Raw genomic sequence first — 23,701 nt, 5'->3', positions numbered from 1 at the left:
ATTTTTATACCGATGTGTGTGTTTACGTTATATGTATGTCGATATCTATATTTGAGTGTAAAGTTATCTTTACACAAACAAATCTATCAATAGATATCGAAGCGGTGGCAAGTAAAACAGTTTGAGAATAAAATTGGAAGCCCGAACAGACTAATTTATGGCATTGATGTCTATTTAATAGATTAAATGATGCTTTTTTGGTCTTTTTGTAAGAATTTATTCCTACAAACTCTTCGCATCAAAAGTATCCGTCTGCCTATCTTTTACATTCATTTACGCTAATTTCTTTCTTCACTTATGCTTTCGACTTAATATCAGAATTAGGTTTTTTATATATAAGTGACTCATGGATAAGGTTTATCATTTCTTAACATTAGCAGGCATCGCTCTCTACTGGTTCCTTGTGGCTGGTGTCACCATACGTGTGGTACTTAAACGCAACTCTGTTAGTGTCTCTTTAGCCTGGCTAATGGTCATTTATATCCTGCCGATACTGGGTGTGATTTGTTATTTCCTTTTCGGTGAACTGAATTTAGGGCGCAAACGCGCAGACCGAGCGAAAGAGATGTTCACTCCGTTTGGTGAATGGTTTAAGTCTTTGAATGCATGTAAGGCACATATGCCTGAAGCGATGGGTGCGCATATTTCTAAGATTGATGAGCTATGTAATTACCGAATGGGCATCCCCGCTCTATCGGGTAATACCTTGTCACTGTTAAATTCTCCCAATGAGATCCTTCACTCCATCATTGAAGACATTGAGCAAGCGAAGTCCAGAATACGAATTGTTTTCTACATTTGGCATCCGGGTGGATTAGCCGACTCCGTTGCATCCGCACTCATTCAGGCGGCGAAACGTGGGGTCGATGTAAAAGTGCTTTTAGATTCCGCTGGCAGCCCTCGCTTTTTCCGCAGTCATTGGGAAAAGATGATGCGTGATGCGGGCATTGAACTGATTCAAGCACTGGAAGTGAGTCCTTGGCGTATATTCCTTCGTCGTCTCGATCTTCGCCAACATCGAAAAATCATCGTTATTGATAACAAAGTGGCTTATACCGGCTCAATGAACATGGTTGACCCTGCCTATTTCAAACAAGATTCCGGTGTCGGGCAGTGGATTGATATTATGGTTCGGATAACAGGTCCAACGGTAAACGTACTTTCTGCTATTCACTGTTGGGACTGGGAAGTTGAAAGCGGGATACGTGAACTACCGCCACAACCTGAATGCCAAATTAACCCAATTTTGCCGCAGCATCCTGTTCAGGTTGTCCCTTCCGGCCCAGGTATGCCAGAGAATTTGATCTCTCAGGTTTTAACCTTAGCCATCAATCAAGCGAACGAATCTGTGTGTATTACGACACCGTATTTCGTGCCAAGTGCAGACCTGCTAGCCACACTAAAAATGACTGCACAGCGTGGCATCAAGGTCGACTTAATCATTCCAATGAAGAATGACTCCTTAATGGTTCAATGGGCATCTCGATCTTTTTACGGCGAATTGTTGGAAGCCGGGGTCACCATCCATAAGTTTTATGGCGGCCTTTTGCACACCAAATCCGTAGTGATTGATAGAAAGTTCTGTTTAGTCGGAACCGTTAATCTGGATATGCGCAGCTTATGGCTCAACTTCGAGGTAACACTCGCAGTAGACGACCAAGAGTTCACCGAAGAAATGTACTGGTTGCAGCAAAGCTATATTGAACAGTCTCAACAAGTGGAATATGAGAACTGGGAAAAGCGTCCGCTTAGCCATAGGTTCCTCGAACGTGTGTTCTACCTATTTAACCCACTTCTTTGATCTTTTTGCCTTTGCAGGGTTGCATTTAAACATGCCTCCATGTTTTAAATAGTCAAACGATGCATTTAACAAGGACAAACCATGGCAGAAGGAAAAAAGACTACGCTTGTAACCGCTGGTCGCGACAAAAAATGGACCAACGGTGTAGTTAACCCGCCCGTTCAACGAGCTTCAACAATCGTGTTTAACAGCGTTGCGGAAAAAAATCACGCAACAATCAACCGCGCCAACAAAACTTTGTTTTATGGACGCCGTGGCACAACCACACATTTCGCTTTTCAGGAAGCAATGAACGAAGTTGAAGGCGGTGCTGGCTGTGCGCTCTACCCTTGCGGTACAGCAGCAATAAGCAACACCATTTTGTCTTTTGTTGAAACTGGTGACCATATTCTGATGGTGGATACCTGTTACGAACCGACTCGTGATTTCTGCGAAAAAATCCTCGCTAAGTTAGGCGTAGAAACGACCTACTTCGACCCAATGATTGGCGAAGACATCCGTACACTCATCAAACCAAACACCAAGATGATGTTTTTAGAATCTCCGGGATCTATCACCATGGAAGTTCAGGATGTTCCTCTGCTTTCAAGCATTGCTCACGAGCATGAGATTATTGTGGTGTTAGATAACACCTGGGGCGCAGGTGTGAACTTCTCCCCATTTGATCATGGTGTTGATATTTCGGTTCAAGCAGCAACGAAATACATCGTTGGTCACTCAGACGTCATGTTAGGTACTGCGGTTTGCGTTGAAAAATACTGGCCTCAACTGCGTGAACAAAGTTATTTGATGGGGCAATGTATATCGCCAGACGATGCGTATCTGGGTTTACGAGGGTTACGCACTCTTGATGTTCGTCTACGCCAACATGCTGAAAGCAGTATCAAAGTTGCTCAGTGGCTTGCAGAACGCCCAGAGGTCGATCATGTTCGCCATCCAGGTTTACCTTCTTGTCCCGGTCATGAAATTTTTAAACGCGACTTCACTGGCGGCAACGGTCTATTTTCATTTGTGCTGAAAACAAGTTGCCCTAAAGCAACCACCGCTCTATTAGATGGAATGAAACATTTCAGCATGGGTTATTCATGGGGTGGTTTTGAAAGCCTGATTTTGGCCAATGAGCCAAACAGCTTTAACAGCCTGCGCACAGTAGCACACCCTAACTTTGAAGGTACGTTAATTCGTCTGCATATTGGTCTTGAAGATGTGAACGATTTGATTGCCGATTTAGAAGACGGATTATCTCGCTACAATTCGGTTATTTTGGAGCAGGCGGTTACCGCCTAACAGCAGAAAATCGACCAGAAAAGACAAAAATCCAAAAGCAAAAGAGCACCTAAGTGCTCTTTTTTATTGCTACTGACTATTACGGCGATGTTCTCGCCTAGATCTTATTTCTTAGGGCAATGCTCAAGGTGATCGTTCACCATACCAACGGCTTGCATGAGGGAGTAGCAGATGGTTTCGCCGACAAATTTAAAGCCTCGCTTCTTAAGAAACTTACTCATGGCTTTTGACTCTTCTGTCGAGACGGGCACTTGGCTCATCTCCTGCCAGTTATTAACTTTAGGTTGACCACCAACAAACTGCCATAGCGCTTTATCTAACGAACCAAACTCTTTCTGAAGTTCAATCGCGGCACGGGCGTTAGAAAACACAGACGCAATTTTCCCTTTGTGCTTAACCACATCATAATGCTCGATAATCTTTTGAACGTGCGATTCATCGTACTTCGCTAACTGGTTAATATCGAAATTCTCAAACGCTTGGCGATAGCCTTCTCGTTTTTTCAGAATTGTTATCCAACTTAAACCAGCCTGCGCACCTTCTAGAGTGATAAATTCGAACAGTTTGACGTCATCATGCACAGGAACGCCCCATTCTGCATCATGATACTCTCGCTCTAGAGGATTCTTCATCGCCCAAGCACACGTGTTATCTGCCTTATCTGACATCAAATTGTTCCTTGTTAGTCCGCTCAATGAGTGGATTATAACTTATTGAATTCTCGATTCACTTTAAATGCGTCTGAAGTGACATATGCTTCCATATTGCGCACCCGTTTTTCTACTTTGGCTAAGTCTCCATTCAAAGTATTCAGCAATGCTCCAGCGGTTTGCCCCTGCTCCCACGGCTTGCTTTTCAATGTATGTTCACGTTGAGACTTAACGGTTTGCTCATACTGATAAGGCTGCTTTTCTAGCATCAACATTAATGCAAGATAAGCTAATACAATCAAAAAGCCGCCGCCCAAGAGCGCCGCAGAGATAACCAGTATGCGAACAATCCAGACTTCTAAGCCAAAGTAGTTCGCTAAACCAGCGCACACGCCACCTATTTTGCCATTGATAGGGTCTCGATATAATTCTCGGCTAGTCATAGTTACGTCTCCAATTTGGAGATTCTGCATCCAGAATTCGTTCCAGTGTTTCTACTCGCGATTGTAAGCCACTCGCTTTTTCCGAAAGCTGTTGCAGCATTTCATAGTCTTCTGAAGAAAGCCCACTACCCACTTTACGTTTGCTGCGATAGTGAAGAAGCAACCACAGTGGAGCGACAAAAATCAGAAAGACGATGAGAGGTCCAGCAAAAAATACTGAGGTCATAGCCTCCTCCTATTATTCATTTTATTGTTCTATTGCTGATTTTGTTTCATTTGCTGTTTAAGCTTTGCCAGTTCTTGCTCAATTTCATCTTGCGCCTGAAGCTCTGCAAATTCTTGGTCGAGAGACTTTCCTTGCGCAGACTGAGCGTAAAGATCCGCTTCTGCTTCTAACTCATCCACTTTACGTGAGTATTGTTCAAACTTCGACATCGCTTCTTCTGTGCGACTGGTATGCAAATGACGTTGCACATTACGACGGTTTACCGCCGATTGAGAACGGATAGCCAAAGCCTGTTGCTTAGCGCGTGTCTCCGTGATTTTGCTTTCTAACTTAGTGATTTCACCAGTGAGCTTATCAATGGTTTCTTCGACCAATGTTTGTTCTGTATGTAAGCTTTTCAGAACCGATTGTAATTTCTGTTTTTCAATCAAAGCGGCACGAGCTAAATCGTCACGCTGCTTGTTCAGTGCCAATGTCGCTTTGTTTTGCCAGTCTTCGATTTGATCATCGATACTTGCCACTTTACGTGCGAGTTCTTTTTTGTCTGCTATCGCTTTGGCGGAATTAGTGCGAACTTCCACCAGAGTATCTTCCATCTCTTGAATAATGAGACGAATCATTTTTTCAGGATCTTCCGCTTTATCTAGTAATGCGCTGATATTGGAATTTACGATGTCTGCAAAACGAGAAAAAATGCCCATATTTGACTCCTTAGTTATCAATTCGCTGTTCAAACCTGTCACAGCCTAGTTACCTCTTGTGTATTCCAAGTTCCATGCCAAATTTCATGACTTTATTTTTCAGTAACTTACATTGAATTACCCAAAAGACAGGACTATGCTATAAACGATTTAGCCAACTGTTGGTAAATTTCACCAACTATTCATCCGTTACTTAGCGAAACAGATGCGGTGACCGATAACGTCTTGTTATGGATAGAGAGAGATAACTGTGCAACAAAATTTAATTGGGGAATCCCCAGCGTTCCACACCGTTCTGGACAAAGTCTCTCGCTTGGCTCCAATTGAGCGTCCGGTACTTATCGTCGGTGAGCGCGGAACTGGTAAAGAACTGATCGCACAACGCTTGCATTATCTGTCAAAACGTTGGGACCAACCGTTAATTTCACTGAACTGTTCTACGCTTAGCGAAGGTTTAATTGATTCCGAGCTTTTCGGCCATGAATCAGGTTCTTTCACGGGCTCGAAAGGCCGGCACCAAGGTCGCTTTGAACGTGCTGAAGGGGGAACCTTGTTTCTGGATGAACTCGCTACGGCACCATTGTCGGTACAAGAGAAATTGCTGAGGGTCATTGAATACGGACAATATGAACGTGTTGGCGGCAATCAGGCCCTCAACGCTAATGTCCGCTTAGTATGTGCGACCAATGCTGACTTACCAAGGCTTGCTCAAGAGGGTGACTTTAGAGCTGACCTGCTTGATAGGTTAGCATTTGATGTTATTCACCTTCCACCTCTTAGAGAGCGCAAGGACGATATTGTTCTGCTGGCGGAATATTTCGCTATCCGTATGTGCAGAGAGCTTGAACTGCCTTTCTTTGCTGGTTTTACCCCCCAAGCAGTACAAAGCCTTACAGAATATCGATGGCCGGGTAATATTCGAGAGCTGAAAAACGTTGTAGAGCGTGCGGTATACCAACACGGAACAGCTGACTCTCCGATCGATGCATTAATTTTTGATCCGTTCCAAAAACATTGGCAACTAGAAGAACCTCAACAGCCTTGTGAAACACTTAACCGGCAAGAAGAAAGCCAAACTGAGCTCAATTTCCCAATGGATTTTAAACAGTGGCAGGAACAGCAAGACAAATACGTTATCAACGAATCGCTGAAATATGCCAAGTTTAATCAAAGGCAAGCCGCTAAATCGCTCGGTTTAAGCTATCATCAATTTCGAGGGCTGATGAGAAAGTATCAACTTTCCAAAAGCGAATAACCCTATATACCCAAGTAAGCTCAAGATGCAGGATTCAGAGCTTCATCAACGAGTTTAGATCAAGATTAATAACGGAAGGAATGGAATTCCCTTTCAACGTTATTGAGCGCAGAAATGAGCTCGTTGATGAGCTCCCAAAGGGCGAGTTTAATTCGCTCCTATGCCGCGTTACTGATTTTCTACGTAGAATAACTATGTATTCAAATCAGTGCCTTGCCTAAGAGCGAATTAATTCTCGCTGAACAAGCATCGTGAGCTTACTTGGGTATACGCAGTAACCTTTTTCTTGGTTTAACACCTGAAAGAATGGTAAATTAGCAGGATTTTGAGGCAAACGTGATTGTTACTTTTAGCGCTTTTCGACCACATGTCGCTCGCAACTTCAATGGACTAGTTACTTTGCTTCGTTTCCCACACTGTTTTTCTATATGAACACTTTATTACGAATCACGCTCGGATTATGCGGACTTAGCCTTCTTGCTGGCTGTGGAGAAGAAATTGATCATACAAAAATCCGCCAAAGCGGCTTTGTTTATTGTGGTCAAGGCAGCCCTAATACCTTTAATCCTCAGTTAGTCGATAGTGGTATTACATCTGAAGCATTAAGCCCGCAATTGTACGATACTCTGCTAAAGCTTGATCCGGATACACACACTCCCGTACCCAATATTGCAACTCAATGGCAAGTCAGTGAAGACGGAACCGAATACACGTTTACTTTACGTAGCGGTGTTAATTTCCACACCACATCTTGGTTCACACCAACACGTACACTTAATGCCAAAGATGTGGTATTCAGCTTTAAACGCATCATTGATCCCACTCATCCATACCACTACGTAAGCAATGGCAACTACCCTTGGTTTGCTGGGATTAACTTTCGCAGTCTTCTGAAAAACGTAGCTGCGCTTGATGACCAAACCGTAAAATTCACTCTTAGCCGTCCAGATAATAGCTTTTTATCAAATATATCAACCACTCACGCGGTTATTTTGTCAGAAGAGTATGGTCAGCAACTGCAAATTAAAGACGAAAAACACAATATCGACGATTTACCTGTCGGCACAGGACCTTTTTATCTTGATGAGTTTAAAACTAACGACCTAGTGCGTTTGCGTCGTCATGAAGGATATTGGAAACATCCTGCCATTATGAAGCAGGTAGTGTTCGATATTTCTCAACGTGGTACTGGTACACTAGCTAAGCTACTTCGTAACGAATGTGACGTATTGAGTTTCCCGATTTCCAGTCAGATACCTGTTATTCAAAAGCAAGACAACATCAACCTTTCGATTAAGCCCGCGATGAACGTGGCTTTTATCGCAGTGAACACTTCTCATCCAGCTCTGAATGATGTACGCGTGCGTAAGGCGCTGAACTTTGCAATTAACCGTCAAAACATTCTCGATTCTGTCTATTACGGCACAGGCAGTATTGCTTACAATATTTTGCCACCAAGCTCATGGGCTTATCAAAAAGACGATGTTCAAATCCGCTATGACCGTAACTACGCACTTGGTTTGTTAAGAGATGCTGGGTATGCGAATGGACTAGAACTGTCGATGTCTGTGCCTATCGAACCTCGCTCTTACAACCCAAGCCCTCGAAAAATGGCTGAAATGATTCAGTCAAATCTTGCGGATGTTGGAGTGACTCTGCACCTGATTCCTGAAAGTAATGTCAACCGTTCTCAATTGGCAGAAAAGAGTCATATTGACCTGTTCCTAAGAGGCTGGACAGGTGATACTGGTGACCCGGATAATTTCTTGCGTCCACTGCTTTCATGTGGTGCAAACCGTGCTGGGCTGAACGCCTCTATGTGGTGTAACAGTGATTTCGATTTTCTGCTCGATTTAGCATTAGAAGTTGAACGACCTCGATATCGACTCAATCTTTATAAACAGGCACAGACCATTTTGAACCAAGAGTTTCCTGTCATTCCGATTGCACATGGAATGCAATTTAAAGCGTACAACAAAACGTTAACTGGCTTTCGTCTAAGTCCGTTTAGCGTCGAACCGTTTAATAATGTTAAGAGGATTGCCGAATAATGTTTATCTATACGGTACGCCGCTTTAACCTATTTATTATCACATTGCTTATTCTGACTTTGGTTGGTTATAGCCTGCTACGCCTTGAACCTGAGTCTCCATGGGCTATTCAAGATTTCTGGTACGGTTGGTGGATGTATCTTGGCGAGCTTTATCAGTTCAATTTTGGCACAACGAAAGGCGGTGTTGATATTGCGTCTGAATTGGTCAAAGTTTTCCCTGCCACACTTGAACTATGTTTGATTGCTTTTTTGCTGTCTCTATTTATCGGGCTACCCATTGGCACCATTGCAGGGATGAAGCAAGGCAAATGGATTGATACCGTTATATCGTTCACTTCGATGATGGGTTACTCGGCTCCGCTGTATTGGGTAGCCTTGATGATGATCATGATCTTCTCACTGCATTATGGGATGTTCCCCGTCTCAGGGCGATACGACCTGTTGTATGAAGTAGAACCAGTAACAGGCTTCATCCTTATAGATGCGTTCTTAGCCAAAGGCGTTAATAGTGCCAACATTCTGCATAGCGTATTTCAACACATGATTTTGCCGTGTTTTGTATTAGCATTAGCACCAACCACTCAGGTTATTCGTTTGATGCGAGCGTCAGTTGCTGATGTTATGTCGCAAAACTACGTGCGCGCTGCGCGTATTAAAGGCTTGTCTTACTACAAAATTATTACTCAACACGTGTTGCGTAATGCGATTCCACCCATTATTCCAAAATTTGGTGTTCAGCTTTCGAGCATGCTGACTCTTGCCATCATCACTGAATCGATTTTCAACTGGCCTGGCATTGGCCGTTGGTTGCTTGATGCATTATCAAATAAAGACTACATGTCTATTCAAGCAGGTGTGATTGCGGTCGGATCTTTAGTATTAACCGCGAATATCCTATCGGATTTGATCGGCGCGATGATCAACCCTCTGGTGAGAAAGGAATGGTATGCTAACAAATAATATTTATCAGGAAGAGCGCATTCCCACACAGTTTGAACGTTTTTGGCGCAGCTACCGAGCCAACAGCCTTGCTATGTTTGGATTGTGGAGCTTAGCTCTAATCATCGTCATTACGCTCACTTCACCTTGGCTAATGCCTCATGACCCTCATAGTCCAAGTGGTCATCTTTTAATGCCCCCATCTTGGGATCCTTCAGGTTCAGTTGAATACTTCCTAGGCACAGATGACTTAGGACGCGACATCTTGTCACGCCTTATTGATGGGTCTCTGCTCACTTTTGGCGCTTCGGTCATTATTACCTTTATCGCAGCCGTTATCGGCTGTGTTATCGGTATTCTTGCCGGTATGACCAAAGGTCTTTTATCCAGTACATTGAACCACCTGTTAGATACAGTAATGTCCATTCCTTCATTACTGCTGGCGATTATTTTCGTCGCTTTCCTTGGCTTTGGTGAGTTCAACGTATTGCTGGCGATCTGTCTCGCTCTGATTCCAAGGTTCGTACGCTCGGTTTATATCGCCGTGCACAACGAGATAGAGAAAGATTACATCATGGCGGCGCGTCTTGATGGTGCAAGTGACTTCTACTTGTTATGGCATTCTATTCTGCCAAACACTCTGCCAATGTTGGCCCAAGAAATAACGATGGCGCTGTCTATTGCTATTCTTGATATAACAGCATTAGGTTTCTTGGGGCTTGGGGCACAAGCGCCAAGTACTGAATGGGGGGCTATTTTGGGTGACTCTGTAGAACTCATTTACTTAGCCCCTTGGACAGTCACCCTACCCGGCCTCGCGATCATGTACACCGTAGTTATGATTAACCTTGTCGGTGAAGGCGCGCGCCAAGCATTAAATGCAGGAGTCGAATAATGCCATTATTAGATATTCGTCATCTGACTATTGAGATTGATACTCCTCAAGGCATCGTTAAAGCGGTAGACCGTATGAGCCTAACCCTTAACGAAGGTGAAATTCGCGGCCTAGTGGGTGAGTCCGGCTCTGGTAAGAGCTTGGTCGCGAAAGCGATTGTCGGAGTTTGCAAAGACAACTGGCGAATTACCGCAGACCGTATGCGTCTGGGCAATATTGATTTATTGCAATTAACTCCGCGAGAAAGGCGCCGTGTGATTGCTCGCGATATCGCGATGATATTCCAAGAACCATCAACCTGTTTGGACCCTTCAGAAGAGGTGGGCAAACAGTTGATAGAATCGATCCCGACACGCACATTTGAAGGCAAATGGTGGCAACGCTTCACTTGGCGTCACAAGCAAGCGGTTGCGCTGTTACACAAAGTAGGCATCAAAGATCATAAACGACTGATGAGCAGCTATCCGTATGAACTGACGGATGGTGAATGTCAAAAAGTGATGATTGCGATGGCGATCGCCGCTAAACCTAGGCTACTCATTGCGGATGAACCGACTAATGACTTAGACCCAATCACGCAGTCGCAAATATTACGTTTATTGAGCCGCATGAATCAGGTTAACAATACTTCGATTCTGCTTGTCGGTCATGACTTAACCACCATTACTCAATGGGCAAACCGCATCACTGTGATGTACTGTGGTCAGTCGGTAGAGTCTGCAGACACCAACAAGATTCTCACTGAGCCAAAACATCCTTATACGTCAGCGTTGCTAAAAGCGATGCCGGATTTCAGCGACTGGATTCCACATAAACAGAAGTTACATTCACTGCCCGGCTCCATTCCTCCGTTACAGCATTTACCAATTGGGTGCCGCTTGGGCCCTCGTTGTCCGTACGCGAAAAAGCAATGTGTTGAAGTTCCGCGAACTAAGATCATTAAAAGCCATAAGTTTGCCTGTCACTTCCCTCTTAACGTAGAGCAAAAATCATGAGCGTTTCATTACTAGAAGTCAGTGACCTAAAAAAGAACTTTGTAACGCGCTCTGGTCTTTTCCGTAAGAAAGTACAAGAAGCGGTTAAACCAGTGAGCTTTACTCTTGAAGCGGGCCAAACGCTCGGGTTTATCGGCCAGAATGGTTCAGGTAAATCAACCCTTGCACGTATGCTGGCGGGGATGATTGAACCAACAGGTGGCGAAATTCGCGTTAACGGCGAATTACTCGAGCACAAAGATTATTCAACACGCTGTAAGCTGATACGAATGATCTTCCAAGACCCGAATACGTCACTCAACCCTCGACTTCCAATTGGTCGCATTTTGGAAGCTCCGTTAAAACGGAACACCAGTATGCTACCTGAAGCGAGAGAAAAGCGCGTCAAAGAGACATTGCTTCGAGTTGGCTTACTGCCAGAACACGCCTACTTTTATCCACAGATGCTAGCTACAGGTCAAAAACAACGTGTGTGTCTTGCGCGAGCTTTGATTTTGCAGCCTTCTATCATCATCGCAGATGAAGCTCTGAATGGATTGGATATGGCAATGCGTTCTCAGATCATCAACTTGTTCTTAGAGCTGCAAGAAGAGATGGGCGTATCGTTTATCTACGTATCGCAGCATATCGGTGTGATTAAACACATCACAGACAAAGTGATGGTCATGCATGAAGGCGAAGTGGTCGAATTTGGCGACACACTAGAAGTATTGTCTGAACCCCAACACCCTATTACTCAACGTATGATTGAGAGCCATTTCAATAAGGCCCCATGCTTCAAATAGGCCGAACGTATATAACTCTTTCCTTTCTTTTGGTGCTGCTTGTCAGCACCAAAGTTAACGCTCAAAACAACTGGCAAGACGCCTCATTCGTGGAACGGGCATTTATCCATGTAGCACTGAGAAATGAGTATTCCGTGGGCAAAAAGCCGTTAGTAAAGTGGCAGCAACCCATAAAAATCTGGATACAGCATAAAGTGGGCGACCAAGCCTTGCATGATGAACTGGCCGATGCTCATATCAAACATATCAATCAAATCATTAATCACCCGATCTACAGAGTGAATACGCGCCAAGAAGCCAACATCGTTTGGATTTTCACCCAACAAAAAAGCTGGGGTGAAGATATTAAGCGAGAGATGGGGGAAAAATCGGCCAAACATATGTTCGGAGCCGTATGCCAAGCTGGCTACAAAACGAACCCGAAAACCCATGAGATTATCTCTGCGACAGTGGTCATCCCTGTAGATCAAGCTCGCAGCCACGGAAAGCTGGTCGCTTGTATTGTCGAGGAAATCACGCAAACCCTTGGTTTACCAAACGACTCTGAGTTCGCCTACCCTTCCATTTTTAATGATAAAACACCCGAAGACTTGCTCTCACCTCTGGATGTGGTTTTGCTGAAGTTACTCTATGAACCAGAATTAAAAACCGGCATGACCGAATCACAAGCACGCCCTGTGCTCAGAAAATTAATAAAACAGTATCAACAAAAAGGCCTGCTAAAGCAGGCCCTTAAAGAATCTCAATCTTCACCACTCTATCAGTGGTTTCGCTAATTAACGACGAGCGTTCTGCTTGTCGAGTTCGAAATCAAACTCGTCAGGAAACAACACAACACCTTCTTCGTTTTCATTTGGAAAAACAACCACTGACAAATCATCTTGTTCTAGGCCGCTTGTCCAACGACTGCGCCATTTGTTGTATGAAATCGCTTCTGCTTCACACGAACTCCATTCGCCAGTTGCCCAAGCTTCAGCAAACTCACGATTTGGCCATACTGGCACACAATCGTCATCTTCAGTATTGAGCATCACGCAACCGTGTTCATCTTTAAGAATCCACACTTGCTGGTTCGCTACAATTTCCTTAATACAGTATTTAAAGCGCTGCTCTTGATCGTACTGATTAATTGTCGCGATTTGTTCCGCGGTTAACGCATTGGACATATTAGCCTCCAAACAAAACGCCCACAGCAGTTTCTAAGCTATGGGCGTTAAAACCTTTATTAGGCTGGGCATCATACCCGAAATCAGCGATTAAGCTAGCTCAGTCTGTAACCAAGGCCAGCCTTGCTTCTTACGGCTTAGAGTATTTTCCATCATCAATACTCCATCAGACAGATGCTTCGCCAGTTTCTCTGACCATTCACCTTTAAACAGCAAACGGGTTTGTGCTGTAGTGATATCAGTCAACATTAGAGCTGCAAACGCGAGGTTCTCTTGTTCGCAACGACGCTCCAAATCCGCTTCTAGCGCATCAATCATAGTGGTAACTTGGTCTAATGTCGCCAATTCAATTTGACCAACGACAACATCACGACCATTAAATGGGTACGCTTTTAAGTCTTTCTCAACCAGTTCAGCCGCAGATAAGCCTTCAATGTCTGTTTTAGCAATCAGAAGCGCTTGGATAAATGCCTCTAAGTCTTCGATTTCAGCCAGAACAGCCAGCTCAGCAACCGCATCTTTGTCTTTTTGAGTACAAGTTGGAGAAGCAAAGCCAACAGTGTCAGAAAGAATAGCAGAGATCATAAGCGTTGCTGTTTGCTTAGTGATGGGTGCATTTTCCATTTTGAATAGGTTAAACAAAATGGTGCTGGTGCAGCCTACAGGCCAAATCCATGCTTCCAGTGGGTTCACTGTCATCACGTCACCTAAACGGTGGTGGTCAACAATACCTAAAATTTCTGCATCATTTAAGTCATCAGGAGCTTGAGCTAAGTCGGTGTAGTCCACTAGCCAAACTTTTTCACCTGCTACGCTAGTACGCAATTCAGGTTGATCAGCGCCTGCGGTCGTCAAGATATGTTGAGTTTCACGATTAATTTCGCCTTGGCGTACCGCTTTTGCTTCTAAACCGCGAGCTTTCAACAGTTCGGCAGCCACTAATGCGCTACAAATACTATCACTGTCTGGATTCTTATGACCGACTACTAAAATCATCACTTTTCCTATTATTCTGACCCTAAGGGTAAACAACACATAAAGATGAGTACTGTACTTATTTTGCGGAACTCTTCATGGAGCTAAATCAATAAAGAGTGACTAACTCATCGATTTTTTGCTTGTTGGAATCATGAGTTAAGTAATAATTAGCAAACAGATTTCAAAGACGAACAACATTTAAACGGGAGAAAAGGTGAACAGCACGATTGATATCGCATGGTGGCAATTAGCTATTTTTAGTTCGGTGCTCATTATTCCCGTGATGGTGAGTAGAATTTATCAACTGGGTATCGGTAAAGAGATCTTCATTTCCGTCGGGCGAATGACGGTACAGCTTGTGCTCGTAGGTATGTATTTGGAATATCTCTTCAAGCTCAACAGCATTTGGGTCAACCTTGTTTGGCTCTCATTGATGATACTTGTCGGAGCCAGTTCTATCGTTTCAAAAACCCGCCTTCCAACCAATAAGTTGCTCATACCCATTACTTTGGGTTTAGCTGCAGGACTATTCCCGATTGTGACCATTCTCTGTTTCGGTATTGTTCAACCATCACCTTGGTACAGTGCACAATATCTGATCCCGTTAGCCGGAATGCTTCTAGGAAATAGCCTGAGTGGAAACATCGTTGCTTTGCAGAACTTATTCACAGCTTTCGAAGAGCGAAAGAGTGAATACGAAGCGGCAATCTCATTAGGTGCATCACCTCAATATGCTTCGCGGGATTTTGTCAGGAACGCACTACGAAAAGCAAACGCTCCTATTCTTGCTTCAATGGCAACAACGGGTTTAGTAACACTACCAGGTATGATGACAGGGCAAATACTGGGTGGGGCTTCCCCCCTTGTCGCCATCAAATATCAATTGATGATTATGATAGCCATCTTTGTGATGATGACGATTTCTCTCACTTTATCCATTCATTTGACCTTAAAGGCTACTTTTACCAAAGAAGGTCGCGTAAATGTGACATTTCGTGACTAGAAATTGAAAAGCAGTACAAATTATCACCTTTATTTAACACCCTAAAATAGTGCGTTTGTCGCACGTAATTTGTGCACAATTATTGAAAAAATCATTTAGTTGCGTTTACACACTGTATTTAAAACAGGTTATCCACAGAAATTGTGGATAAGGTGAATAACGAGTTTTGTTGCGCAACAAAAGCTTGAGATAGAAATCATGAAAAAAGCGGCATTTTTGCCGCTTTTCTTTTTTAGTCTGATATTAACGTCCGTCAGGACTAATCTTTCAGGTAAATCAACCAGTACCACATACCAACAAACACACCACCGCCAACAACGTTGCCCAGAGTTACCGGAATTAAGTTATTCACGATAAATTCCATCATATTGAGATCAGCATAATCAGCGATATTTGCACCAGTCATTTGCCAGAATGCTTCCGGAGCAAAATTTTTAATACCGATAGCCATAGGTACTTGGAACATATTCGCGATGCAGTGTTCAAAACCAGATGATACAAACATAGCGACAGGTAACACCAATACCATAACCTTGTCTGTTAATGAGCGAGCACTGAACGTCATCCAAACGGCTAAACAAACCAAAATGTTACACATCAAACCCAGAGAAAACGCCTGAAGAAAAGTATGATGAAGTTTGTGTTGTGAAATTGCCATAGCGTTCAGTCCAAGCTGACCACCATCTTCCATGTATTGACGCGTAGACAACATAATAGCGACTAATAAGACAGAACCTGCAAGGTTACCCAGATATACCACCGTCCAGTTTTTCATCAACTGAAGCCATGAAATTTTTCCGCTCGCTTTTGCCACCAGCGTAAGAACGGTACTGGTAAACAACTCACCTCCAGTAATGACGACAAGAATAAGGCCTAAGCTGAACGCGATACCGCCCAATAATTTCGTAACGCCATAAGGTAAATCATGAGCGCCAGTGGTCACTACGGTGTAAAACACAAATGCAATACCAATATGAATACCCGCAGAAATGGCTAGAAGAAAAGATTTGTATGCGGCTTTGGTTGCTTTACCAACACCTGTCTCAGCGGCACGTTCAGCCATCTGAGGAGGGAGCAACGAATCGAATTGACTATGTTCCATAATTAAAAGTTACATTTTGATACAAAGATAGCTCGCGATAATCGCTCCAAAACCACGATTATTCAAGGGCTATTTTTGCGTTAACTAAAAATGTTTATTTCGGGAGCACTTCGAAATACCTCACAGACAAATTAAATACTGTTTGATAATAAAAAACAGAATTTTAATAACGTAATGTAATTTACTAAAGCCTTATACCACATAGGTTGTAAAGTTTTTGTTATGTGTAAAAAACGCCCATATTGGTTCTAGCTAACACTTCTGTTTTTAGGTCGTTGCGTCTTTTTATGGCTACGCCTATTGTGAACTTAACTTAACGAGTAAGAAGGGTGTGTCATGAAATTTTCCCAACAACACTTAGATGAATTAAATCTTCTTGTGCAATTTGACATCAGCAGTGCTGCAACGGGTATTAAAGTACATAACGAAGCGGGCGAAGCTATGCAAGAAGCCGCAAAACGACTCCATGATAAAGGTCTATGCACTCTGCCTGACGGTGGATACCTGACTGATGAAGGTATTGAAATGGCTGAAAACGCAGACCGTATTTTGAGAGTATTGACGGCATAAACATCCTGAAATCAATAAAGAAGAGCGCCAATGGCGCTCTTCTTGTTTCTGCTGTTTTAAATTGAGTTAGCTAGCATCACTTTGTGCTGCACTTTCAACCGGCATTGCAATCTCTTCACTTAACGGTGCGCTTTCCACTGGTGTTGCTGCGTTTACCGGAGCTTCAACTTCGCTTGCGGGTTTAGTAGCTGGTGCAACCTGAAGCTGCTTTAAAGAAGCAACCAACTCATCCATACGGCGAATATACTTTTCATCGCGCGTTTTCTGTTGCTGAAGCTGCTGCTCTTTCTCTGAGGCTTGTGCAAGAGCCTCAACTTGCTTCTTATTATCCGCTTCTAACGTCTCGACTTTAACTGTTAACGCATTTACCTGCTCTTTTAGAGCATTGGTTTTATCAGCCGCAACTAGACCTTCCACGCTGGTAAGAATGCGTTCTGCCTGTTCACGCAACATAGTGTCACGGTAATCGGAACCATCGATTTTCTGAGAGATAGCAAATAAGTTATTTTCCATTTCAAGCACGATGGGCTCGAACTTGTTGTCTTCAATAGCGGCTAACAACTTAACTTGATGCGCGACTTGAGCAACGTGTTTCAACTCAAACTCCACTCGCTTAACGGCGTTCTGAACACTTTGCGTATCTCTAGGATTAGTAGAAACAACATTCGTCGCTAAGGTAATCTCACCTTCTACTCGGTTAAAGGTTAACGGAGCAACGCGAGACAGCCCTTCTTTCTTAAGTACTGCTGCTTGCTTCTCTAAAGGTTCGATATAAATTTTGTGGTTAACCTTAACCTCTAACAGTTTTGCCTTCGCTAGGAATTTCACTTGTTTTTCCTGCGCAGCTTCAAGCTTGTCATCACGTACATCGATAAACAAATTGCGATAGTCTGCATCTACTTTTTTGTAGTCAGAAGGGAAATAACTAACGGTTGCGATGCTATCTAAATACGCCATTTGTGCAATTGAGTCGGCTAACGCGTTGTCTGCTTTCAGCTTAAACCCTTGAAGCTCGCGATAAGAAGTTTCTACCTTCGCAATGTTCTCTTCAAAGACTTGCTTATAACTCTTGCTGGAGAATAACGAGTAGTCTTTCTTAATTAACGCTGGCTCAGATTCGACTTGTTTATAAACGTCTGTAGAACTTGACCACGCGTCTGCCAGTTGTTTGAAATGGCTTGGTGAATACAGTGACAGGCCATCGCTGTCTTTCAGTACTTCCAACCAGTTTTGGTAGACCTGATCGATCTCAGCGAACTGAGTTTCTACAGATTGTTCAACATGATTTGTTTCTTGGGTGAGAGAAACGGGTTCGGATGTACTTTGACATCCTGCAAGCGCAAAGACGACCACTGAAGCCAGTAGTGTCATTCTAATATTTGTCATTGATTAGACCTTATTATTTTTACAACTGAATAGTGCCAACCTGCTCCACCATCTTGACTGAGGTATGTTCTCAACGAAAACATGACGCCTTAACGAAAACATAGCGAGCTAAGGCACTTTAATTCATAGATAAAAATAATAAAACACAAACTTTTCATAAACATAAATTACAGAATGAACAGCTAACACGCTGCGTGCTAAGAAACGGACATCGCACACATCAGAGTCTCGTTTGATGCTCCCGTCGCTAACCTCGCCATCGAAGCGTATTAAGTCCGCTCTGAGTAGTTTTCTTATTCGCAAGTTGCTTACTTTTAATCACAAAAATATCCTCAATAAAATTTCTGACTAGATTTCCTCCATAAAATTTAAATATTCTTTAAAAACCACAAAAACATATGAATTTAATTAGAAACTGAAACGCCAATAGGCGTTGTAATAACGGCAAGCAGATTATTAGTCCAAGAGGATAAAATCATGTTAGTTTCACGATTACCTGAAGAATTCATTACTCAAAAAGCAAAAGAAAACTGGCTCTCATATTGGAAATACTTTAGTAAAAGTAGCCATGAAAAATGTTCAGTGCCTAACTGTGCAAGAAATCACAACCAAGCCATTTTTGTTGCTGACCCTAATGATCAAAAAGAGTCTATCTACGTGATCCCGTTGTGCACAGAGCACGGGAACAAAGAATGCAGTCAATTGGAAATCCTGGACAATGTTGAACTTGTCCCTATCGGATTCACTTTATAGCGATTATCCATCGAATAATAAACAAAGAACGTCAAAGGATTACGATATGCTCGTAAACAATATATTAGATAGTGAATCAAATCTGATAAATGAATTCTCTGATTCAAAAAACAAATTAAAAAATACATTTTGTGCGGAAGTAAACTGTACAAACAAATATACGCGTCAGGTTCTGGTTAAAAGCCAAAATCTAAGCTCTTCGAATAACCAAACCGACGATGTATTTCAGATACCCCTTTGCCAGCATCACTACGAAAACTTCCACAACCCAATTGAGCTGGAAAATGATATCGAAGTAGTTCCAATAGGTTTTGATCAACACTGATTTAATTGTAGGGATTTGTTGGTGGGCAATGGGAGTTCTTTTCCATTGCCTTTTTTTATTGAGTAACGAACTTCTATTCGATTTCGATTATGGCGGTTAGCGATTAGCGATTAGCGATTAAGTAAGTTTAGCTGTGCAATCAGCCAAGTAGCGGCCAGTAAATCTGCGCTTCCACCTGGACTTAGATTTTTTTCTACAAGTTGTTTATCGTAATCCAGCATTCGTTGTTCAAAGTTGCCATCATCAACTGCGCAGCTTTCCAACAATGATTTTGAATGTCCCTTTACATATTCAAGACCTTCAATCCCCCCTCGATGAACTAAGTTTGAATCTTCATTACGCGACATAATCATCAACAAGGTCTTAAACATGGCTTGTTCTTCAGATAAACCTTTTTCTATTGCCAGCTCATAAGTTGGTAGAGCGCAATCAAAAATCATAGGGTAGCCTCTTGCCGCCTCACCTCTGATTCCCGCTAACCCATAACGGCGATACATTTGTTCCCCAGCCGTAACGGGAATTTTATTTGAGTTCTCAAGCTCATCAGTAACCAACTGTGCGCAGCATTCCTTAATTACCGATTGAATTCGAGAAGATTCGAATGTGGATTCTTTTTTGTATAACCAGCCTACTGCGCCACAAATCAAACCAAGCGTAAAAATCATCCCTTTATGGGTATTAACGCCCGCGGTCGCGGTAAACATTGCTCTTTCGGCTTCGATGCCAATTTTACGAAGGTTAGGAAGGAGATTCGAGGGCGCATTTAGATATTGATCGTAACCGGATTTAACAAACTTCAGCATGTAAGGGCGCAGGCTATTTGCACTTGTTACAAAGGTATCGATGTTCATGTCACGGTGTGCTCCGGTGGAGACACAGTCAACCAAGCCAGGTTTTGGCGTCAGATGAACTTCAAGCATCATCGCATGATAGGCCAGATTCCCTACCAGTTCGCAAATATTGAGTTCAAAGGTTCCACAATCTGTTTTCTGATATAAGCAACAGTCGCTCAGAAGCCAACGTAAAGAATTAGTGGTATTCATGAATAATCTCACTCAATTTGTCAATCAGGGCCGGAAGTGGATGAACTCGATTTCGAGCGCACAATTTTGCGTCTCTGCCACAAATGAAACATCGCCGTCTTGCAAACCCAAGCTGGTCGCGAGAAAGCGCCACGCCTTGAGAATCAAAAACATCGATATCAAACAGACGACCTAATGGATGGGTGTCTTCCACCTCTATCATCAAACGCTTCAACTGCTGGGGAGAAATGCCGCCAATCGCACTTATCGATTCACAACCACAATCATTGATGAACGATTGGCTGATAAAACTCGAACAACCCGACTGCATACAGGCCTTTCTGATTTCTTCCTGACCAGCTTTAAATCCGATTTGAGATATTTGATTCAGCTTGACACTACCGGGCATATTAATCGTAAAGCTCACAATAGGCAGAGAATGGGTCGAAACCCATTCTCTTTGCCGATGCGCACGAAGCTCTCGATTCTCTAAGACCTGCTCTAGGGTAATTGCTGGTCCTCGATACACGATTTACTCCTTAACCTGACGAATCACGTCAATCACAGAACCGTCACGGTAACGTACATAGCCAACGACATTATCTAAGTACTCAATGGGCTTTGGTATACCCGTCAAAGACTCAGCGCGTTGTTGCAGTTCATGGATATCCATGGTCTGAATTCCCGCGTTGTTCAACCGAGCCTTAACTTCTTCGCGGTTCGGATTGACAGCGATACCGTGATCGGTGACTAGTACGTCAATTTGCGTCCCCGGAGTCACGACATTCAATACAGAGTTAACAACGGTTGGGATTCGACCACGGATTAACGGAGCAACAACGATAGTGAGATTTGCTGCCGCAGCGGTATCACTGTGACCACCAGACGCTCCTCGTATCACACCGTCTGAACCCGTGATAACGTTGACGTTAAATTCAGTATCTATTTCTAAAGCACTGAGAATAACGACATCCAATCGATCGACCATCGCCCCTTTAGAAGAAGGGTTTGCGTACTGATTGGCAGAAATTTCAATATGATTAGGATTTCGAGCTAATGAGTCGGCAGCAACAGAATCGAATGACTGCACATCAAGTAGCGTTTTAATGAGCCCTTTCTCGTGCAGTGCAACCATTGTGGCCGTAATGCCCCCGAGACCAAAGTTCGCCGTAATGTTTCGTCTGACCATCTTATCTTCTAAAAAGCGAGTCACCGCCAAAGATGCGCCGCCAGAACCGGTTTGTAAGTTAAAGCCAACTTTGAAATAACCTGAATGCTCAATAACATCTGCCGCCTTGCGAGCAATTAACAACTCACGTGGATTGGTCGTCATACGCGTTGCATCGCCACCAATCTTGGATGCATCCCCTACTTCTGCCACCTTCACAACGGCATCAACTTGGTCTTGAGCGATTGATGCTGGTGTGTTTGGAAAATCAACGACAGACTCAGTAAGCACAACAGTTTTTCTCGCATACTGAGCATCTATTTGTGCGTATCCAAGAGAACCACAGCGAGACTGCCCTTTTACCGCATTGGCATTACCGAATTCATCACTACTTGATACGCCGATAAACGCGACATCGATATTCAGTTCACCACTCTGCACGAGGTGAACACGCCCACCATGGGAGTGAATATGAACTGGCTCAGCCAATAAACCTCGGGAGATTTCGTCAGCCAATTGTCCACGCATTCCAGATGTGTATATTTTCTTCACTACTCCATTTTTTATATGTTCAACAAGTGGCGAGTGAATATCAGAGAGTGAGCTTGAAGCTAAAGTAAGATCTTTAAAGCCCATCGAAGCGATCACCTTCATCACTATATTGATGATTTTGTCTCCGCCTCGGAATGAGTGATGAAACGAAATCGTCATGCCATCAGCCAAGCCTACGCTTTTAATGGCCTCTTCTACGCTTTCAAACAGTTTGCGGCTTCTTTTGGTGTTTCTGTTTAGCAGATGAGAAGTCAGCTCATGCGCACCAGAATATGGCAACAATGTTGGGCATCTCTCAACATCAATATCTATTTTACGATCAATTGCATTAGTCATAGTTGTCATCATATTGCCCTACTGTCTGATTCCTGATTGCGCACGTTGTAGTGTCCACCGAGCACGCTCTATGATTGGCGCGTCAACCATCTTGCCGTTAAGCGACACAACGCCTGAGCCTTGGGCTTCTGCCTCTGCCGCCACTTCAATCACGGCATTTGCGTGATCAACTTCTTTTTGGGTCGGAGCAAAGATGTTGTGGATAATTTCAATTTGGCGAGGGTTAATCAGTGATTTGCCGTCAAAGCCTAGAGATTTGATGTGTTCAGCTTCGTGAATGAAGCCTTCTTCATTGTTTGCGTCAGAATAGACAGTATCAAACGCCATAATTCCTGCTGCTCTTGCGGCTTGAAGAATGGAACACCGTGCAAACAAGAGTTCTACACCTTCAGCAGTGCGTTGGGTTCTGAGGTCACGAACATAATCTTCCGCACCCAAAGCGATACCGATCAATCGGCTTGATGCTTTCGCAATTTCAACTGCATTATTGATCCCCATTGCAGATTCAATCGCAGCAAGCATTTTTGTACTGCCAATTTCACGACCAAACTCCATCTCAGCTTCAGTAATGAGTGCTTCCATATTGTGCACATCTTGTGCACTGTCCGTTTTAGCCAAACGCACAGCATTCACGCCAGCTTTTACCACTGCCTTTACATCAAGAGGACCAAAGTCCGTATCCAAACCGTTAACGCGCACGATGGTTTCAATGTTTTTATACATAGGATGTTGAAGTGCATTGAAGACGAGCATTCGTGCGGTGTCTTTCTCACGTATTGATACGGAATCTTCCAAATCAAACATGATGGCATCTGGGTTATAAATAAATGAGTTACTTAACATCGCGGCATTTGAACCGGGGACAAACAACATACTTCTGCGTAACTTGCTCATTTTAAAGTCCCCCAAACAATATCATTGGCAGCTGTTGCACGAATCACAGCGGCTTGAACTCTGGCTTTGATGACACAGTCCAAAGCACCCTTATCGTTGATCTTGACCAACGCAGACTGAACGCCCATCTCTGACAAAGTGCTGATGACCGTATTTCGGATTAACTCTCCAAATTGCTTTTCAACGGAACTGGTAATTTCTATATCCAAGCTATTTGTGGCTGACGGGACTATTTCGACGAGTAAGTCGCTAGATTCCAATGTTCCAGCGTATGATCGCTGACTGATTATCATATGTGCACCTCATGGACCCCATTTCGGATGGCAGGAAATTGAATAAAGGCAATGAAAGTCACTGCCGAATAACTAACGTCTATTCTCTTTGCTATCCGCGATGTTTTTGGCGATGCTAATCAT

At 43.4% G+C, this 23,701-nt stretch carries 25 protein-coding genes; 12 read left to right on the top strand and 13 right to left on the bottom strand.

The features are described from left to right. Nucleotides 1-346 precede the first annotated feature (346 nt). Complete coding sequence (gene cls, locus HUO09_RS03680; protein WP_188233005.1) at nt 347-1,801, top strand: cardiolipin synthase; 1,455 nt, start codon at nt 347-349, stop codon at nt 1,799-1,801. 81 nt (nt 1,802-1,882) lie between these two features. Continuing rightward, a complete protein-coding gene (locus HUO09_RS03675) occupies nt 1,883-3,088 on the top strand; it encodes a cystathionine beta-lyase (RefSeq protein WP_188233004.1) in 1,206 nt (401 codons plus the stop codon). Between the two features lie 104 nt (nt 3,089-3,192). On the opposite strand, the gene HUO09_RS03670 is transcribed toward HUO09_RS03675, so the two are convergent. The 4 genes from HUO09_RS03670 to pspA are packed head-to-tail and all read right to left on the bottom strand — an operon-like array spanning nt 3,193 to nt 5,108. Then, a complete protein-coding gene (locus HUO09_RS03670) occupies nt 3,193-3,756 on the bottom strand; it encodes a DNA-3-methyladenine glycosylase I (RefSeq protein WP_167411740.1) in 564 nt (187 codons plus the stop codon). Between the two features lie 35 nt (nt 3,757-3,791). Continuing rightward, nucleotides 3,792-4,181 (bottom strand): envelope stress response membrane protein PspC, encoded by a 390-nt coding sequence (gene pspC / locus HUO09_RS03665; RefSeq protein ID WP_188233003.1) that lies wholly within the window; start codon nt 4,179-4,181, stop codon nt 3,792-3,794. Beyond that, entirely contained in the window at nt 4,174-4,407 is a 234-nt protein-coding gene (pspB, locus tag HUO09_RS03660) for an envelope stress response membrane protein PspB (RefSeq protein WP_167411742.1), read from the bottom strand. The genes pspC and pspB overlap by 8 nt, the downstream gene beginning before the upstream one ends. A gap of 29 nt (nt 4,408-4,436) precedes the next feature. Further along, nucleotides 4,437-5,108 (bottom strand): phage shock protein PspA, encoded by a 672-nt coding sequence (gene pspA, locus HUO09_RS03655; protein WP_167411743.1) that lies wholly within the window; start codon nt 5,106-5,108, stop codon nt 4,437-4,439. 250 nt (nt 5,109-5,358) lie between these two features. On the opposite strand from pspA, the gene pspF reads away from it, so the two are divergent. The 7 genes from pspF to HUO09_RS03620 all read left to right on the top strand — a co-directional run bounded on the left by pspF (nt 5,359) and on the right by HUO09_RS03620 (nt 12,806). Further along, the gene (gene pspF / locus HUO09_RS03650; RefSeq protein WP_188233002.1) at nt 5,359-6,363 is read left to right on the top strand and encodes a phage shock protein operon transcriptional activator; all 1,005 of its coding nucleotides are present in this window, start codon (nt 5,359-5,361) and stop codon (nt 6,361-6,363) included. A gap of 428 nt (nt 6,364-6,791) precedes the next feature. After that, a complete protein-coding gene (gene sapA / locus HUO09_RS03645) occupies nt 6,792-8,414 on the top strand; it encodes an ABC transporter substrate-binding protein SapA (protein WP_167411745.1) in 1,623 nt (540 codons plus the stop codon). Then, nucleotides 8,414-9,376 carry an ABC transporter permease subunit gene (locus HUO09_RS03640; protein WP_188233001.1) on the top strand — a complete coding sequence of 321 codons (963 nt, stop codon included), beginning with the start codon at nt 8,414-8,416 and terminating at the stop codon, nt 9,374-9,376. Before sapA ends, HUO09_RS03640 begins: the two co-directional genes overlap by 1 nt. Continuing rightward, nucleotides 9,363-10,250, top strand: coding sequence for a putrescine export ABC transporter permease SapC (sapC, locus tag HUO09_RS03635; protein ID WP_167411747.1), 888 nt, complete (start codon nt 9,363-9,365; stop codon nt 10,248-10,250). The genes HUO09_RS03640 and sapC overlap by 14 nt, the downstream gene beginning before the upstream one ends. Beyond that, nucleotides 10,250-11,245, top strand: coding sequence for an oligopeptide/dipeptide ABC transporter ATP-binding protein (locus HUO09_RS03630; RefSeq protein ID WP_167411748.1), 996 nt, complete (start codon nt 10,250-10,252; stop codon nt 11,243-11,245). The genes sapC and HUO09_RS03630 overlap by 1 nt, the downstream gene beginning before the upstream one ends. Next, nucleotides 11,242-12,030, top strand: a complete 789-nt coding sequence (locus tag HUO09_RS03625; protein ID WP_167411749.1) for an ATP-binding cassette domain-containing protein — start codon at nt 11,242-11,244, stop codon at nt 12,028-12,030. The genes HUO09_RS03630 and HUO09_RS03625 overlap by 4 nt, the downstream gene beginning before the upstream one ends. Continuing rightward, entirely contained in the window at nt 12,018-12,806 is a 789-nt protein-coding gene (locus tag HUO09_RS03620) for a DUF2927 domain-containing protein (protein ID WP_188233000.1), read from the top strand. The genes HUO09_RS03625 and HUO09_RS03620 overlap by 13 nt, the downstream gene beginning before the upstream one ends. Here HUO09_RS03620 and HUO09_RS03615 read toward each other — a convergent pair whose 3' ends face one another. Both HUO09_RS03615 and HUO09_RS03610 read right to left on the bottom strand, forming a co-directional pair. Beyond that, complete coding sequence (locus HUO09_RS03615) at nt 12,807-13,196, bottom strand: DUF2750 domain-containing protein (protein ID WP_167411751.1); 390 nt, start codon at nt 13,194-13,196, stop codon at nt 12,807-12,809. A 90-nt stretch (nt 13,197-13,286) separates the two neighbouring features. Next, entirely contained in the window at nt 13,287-14,192 is a 906-nt protein-coding gene (locus tag HUO09_RS03610; RefSeq protein WP_188232999.1) for a manganese-dependent inorganic pyrophosphatase, read from the bottom strand. 196 nt (nt 14,193-14,388) lie between these two features. Here HUO09_RS03610 and HUO09_RS03605 point away from each other — a divergent pair, with 196 nt between their 5' ends. Then, on the top strand, nt 14,389-15,177 hold the full coding sequence (locus HUO09_RS03605; RefSeq protein WP_167411753.1) for an ABC transporter permease: 789 nt from the start codon (nt 14,389-14,391) through the stop codon (nt 15,175-15,177). A 259-nt stretch (nt 15,178-15,436) separates the two neighbouring features. Here HUO09_RS03605 and focA read toward each other — a convergent pair whose 3' ends face one another. Then, nucleotides 15,437-16,279: a formate transporter FocA gene (gene focA, locus HUO09_RS03600; protein WP_188232998.1), complete on the bottom strand. Its 843-nt coding sequence runs from the start codon at nt 16,277-16,279 to the stop codon at nt 15,437-15,439. A 336-nt stretch (nt 16,280-16,615) separates the two neighbouring features. On the opposite strand from focA, the gene HUO09_RS03595 reads away from it, so the two are divergent. Beyond that, a complete protein-coding gene (locus tag HUO09_RS03595; protein ID WP_167411755.1) occupies nt 16,616-16,849 on the top strand; it encodes a TIGR02647 family protein in 234 nt (77 codons plus the stop codon). Between the two features lie 66 nt (nt 16,850-16,915). Here HUO09_RS03595 and HUO09_RS03590 read toward each other — a convergent pair whose 3' ends face one another. Continuing rightward, complete coding sequence (locus HUO09_RS03590) at nt 16,916-18,235, bottom strand: DNA repair protein (RefSeq protein WP_188232997.1); 1,320 nt, start codon at nt 18,233-18,235, stop codon at nt 16,916-16,918. 477 nt (nt 18,236-18,712) lie between these two features. Here HUO09_RS03590 and HUO09_RS03585 point away from each other — a divergent pair, with 477 nt between their 5' ends. Next, nucleotides 18,713-18,988 (top strand): hypothetical protein, encoded by a 276-nt coding sequence (locus HUO09_RS03585; RefSeq protein WP_167411757.1) that lies wholly within the window; start codon nt 18,713-18,715, stop codon nt 18,986-18,988. Nucleotides 18,989-19,423: 435 nt separating this feature from the next. Here the strand turns inward: HUO09_RS03585 and citG are convergent, their stop codons facing one another. The 5 genes from citG to citD form a co-directional block, all read right to left on the bottom strand. Next, nucleotides 19,424-20,356: a triphosphoribosyl-dephospho-CoA synthase CitG gene (citG, locus tag HUO09_RS03580; protein ID WP_188232996.1), complete on the bottom strand. Its 933-nt coding sequence runs from the start codon at nt 20,354-20,356 to the stop codon at nt 19,424-19,426. After that, on the bottom strand, nt 20,343-20,864 hold the full coding sequence (gene citX / locus HUO09_RS03575; RefSeq protein ID WP_188232995.1) for a citrate lyase holo-[acyl-carrier protein] synthase: 522 nt from the start codon (nt 20,862-20,864) through the stop codon (nt 20,343-20,345). The genes citG and citX overlap by 14 nt, the downstream gene beginning before the upstream one ends. 3 nt (nt 20,865-20,867) lie before the next feature. Then, nucleotides 20,868-22,337 (bottom strand): citrate lyase subunit alpha, encoded by a 1,470-nt coding sequence (gene citF / locus HUO09_RS03570; protein WP_188233192.1) that lies wholly within the window; start codon nt 22,335-22,337, stop codon nt 20,868-20,870. A 72-nt stretch (nt 22,338-22,409) separates the two neighbouring features. Then, entirely contained in the window at nt 22,410-23,285 is an 876-nt protein-coding gene (gene citE / locus HUO09_RS03565; RefSeq protein WP_167411760.1) for a citrate (pro-3S)-lyase subunit beta, read from the bottom strand. Beyond that, entirely contained in the window at nt 23,282-23,578 is a 297-nt protein-coding gene (citD, locus tag HUO09_RS03560) for a citrate lyase acyl carrier protein (RefSeq protein WP_167411761.1), read from the bottom strand. The genes citE and citD overlap by 4 nt, the downstream gene beginning before the upstream one ends. Nucleotides 23,579-23,701 lie beyond the last annotated feature (123 nt).

Source organism: Vibrio sp. Y2-5 (assembly GCF_014596725.1).
Taxonomy (GTDB): Bacteria; Pseudomonadota; Gammaproteobacteria; order Enterobacterales; family Vibrionaceae; genus Vibrio.
Note: the sequence above shows the minus strand (reverse complement) of the source record. Positions and strands in the feature narration are given on the sequence as shown.